Annotated in this window: 2 protein-coding genes; both read right to left on the reverse strand. The window is 53.8% G+C overall.

What is annotated here, in order from left to right:
• Nucleotides 1-1319, reverse strand: a 1319-nt coding sequence (locus tag BG842_RS09345) for an arylsulfatase (protein ID WP_139136079.1), incomplete at its 3' end; no start/stop codon positions are given.
• A gap of 369 nt (nucleotides 1320-1688) precedes the next feature.
• Complete coding sequence (locus BG842_RS09350) at nucleotides 1689-2000, reverse strand: helix-turn-helix transcriptional regulator (protein ID WP_069450550.1); 312 nt, start codon at nucleotides 1998-2000, stop codon at nucleotides 1689-1691.
• Nucleotides 2001-2086: the final 86 nt, after the last annotated feature.

The raw sequence follows: 2086 nt of genomic DNA on the forward strand, positions 1-2086 counted from the left end.
TCGAGAACCGTTGGAACGAAGTCGATGGCGTGGACGAATTGGTTGCAGATCTCCCCACTTGCCTCGAGACCGTCCGGCCAGTGAACGATCATCGCGTCGCTCACACCACCGCGGTAGGTTTCGCGCTTCCACCGGCGGAACGGTGTATCACCGGCCCAAGCCCATCCCCACGGGTAGTGATTGTAGTACTCTGGTCCCCCGAGATCGTCCATCGCCTCCAAATTATCCTCGAGATTTTCCTCGATGTTATTGAAGAAATGCATCTCGTTCACAGAACCACTCGGACCCCCCTCAGCGCTTGCACCGTTATCAGAGACCAACATCACGAGCGTGTTGTCGAGTTCGTCGATCTCCTCGAGGAAATCAAGGAGTCGACCGATGTGATGGTCAGTGTGCTCGAGGAAGCCCGCGAACACCTCCATCATCCGGGCGTAAAGCGTCTGCTCGTCGTCCGAGAGGTCGTCCCAGTGCGGGACAACGGAATCGTGCGGTGTCAGTTCAGTATCGTTGGGAACGACACCAAGGTCCTTCTGGCGTGATAGGATTGTCTCCCTTGCTTCTTCCCAGCCCATGTCGAACTCTCCCTGGTACTTGTCGGCCCACTCTTTTGGAACATGATGCGGAGCGTGACACGCCCCAGGGGCAAAGTACGCGAAGAACGGTTTCTCGGGAGCGACCGAGTGTGTGTCCTGGATGTATTTGATGGTACGATCGGTGATATCGTCGGTTAGATGATATCCCTCTTCTGGAGTTGCTGGCGGCTCGATTTGCTCGTTTCCTTGCACCAGATTCGGATAATATTGGTGGGTGTCTCCCCCAAGAAACCCATAGTAGCGCTCGAAGCCACGATTAAGTGGCCACTCGTCGTAGGGACCGGCTGCACTCAGATCCTCGGCAGGGGCGAGATGCCACTTTCCGGTTGCGAAGGTGTTGTAACCTTCCTCGACCAGCATCTCCGAGAGGAAACCGTTCTCGTGAGGGATGTGCCCGTTATAACCAGGGAATCCGGTTGATGTTTCAGTGATGGTTCCCATCCCGTTCGAATGATGGTTTCGTCCAGTGAGCAGACAACTGCGCGTCGGTGCGCAGAGCGCTGTCGTATGGAAATTATTGTATTGGAGTCCGTTCTCAGCCAGTCGATCGATATTCGGTGTGTCGATGAGACCGCCGTAGCAGCCGATCTGGCCGAAACCGACGTCGTCGAGAACGATCATCAAGACGTTCGGTGCATCTTCTGGTGCCCGGGTCGGTTCTGGCCACCATGCCTCGGATTCGTCATATGTACGGCCGATGTGGCCGTGGAATTCCTGATCTATCATGGTCTTTCTCCGTCACGAAGACTGTCCTCGGTTCGTAGCAATCAGAACACTGCAATCAGAACCACTGACGGCCTCGTACGCACACATCACACGACATAAACGGGCATAAAATCGTTCTATGGTTTAGAAGTTCACTACAGGTATTGGACGCATACGGACCCGCAATGGGAATTACAATGGCAAAAAGGGATGATTCTGCCTGCTATTTTGACAGTTAGTGGGGAGTAAGAGTCTCGCGTCATCTCGAGACTACTGGTGACCAGTCTGGCGAATGAAGTCGAATTACCACTCTGGGTGAACCAACAGCGACAGAACAATGATATCTTTACCTGAACTGCCACACCTGTGGCAGTTTTCGATTACGATCGATTAGTCGGGAACACCATCAGTCGGAAACATATCTTGGTTCTCACTCAAAACGGTGAGCAGCGGCTCGATCTCATCAAATTGCGGTCCCTTCGTCACGCGCTGTGATTCTCGATCCCAGTCGATGAACCCGTGATCTGCTAACTTCGGGAGATGGATGTGCTGCATCGCAATTGTCTGGGGTTGGTCTCCACCATCGGTCTCCACCGTGGCGGTGGAACCGGTGGGTATGGTTTGCGGCGCATTGTCGATCAACGCGAAGAGAACCCGCCGTCTGTGGTGATTCGAGAGTATTGAGAGCTGCGTATCAAGCATCGTTGTCAACCGTATAGGTATCACACCACACACGGTTAAACTGCCCCGATATTACGGGTTGGCCTACGTTTGAGGAACTGAGTGAA

The sequence above is a fragment of the Haladaptatus sp. W1 genome (assembly GCF_001723155.1).
In the GTDB taxonomy this organism is placed as follows: domain Archaea; phylum Halobacteriota; class Halobacteria; order Halobacteriales; family Haladaptataceae; genus Haladaptatus; species Haladaptatus paucihalophilus.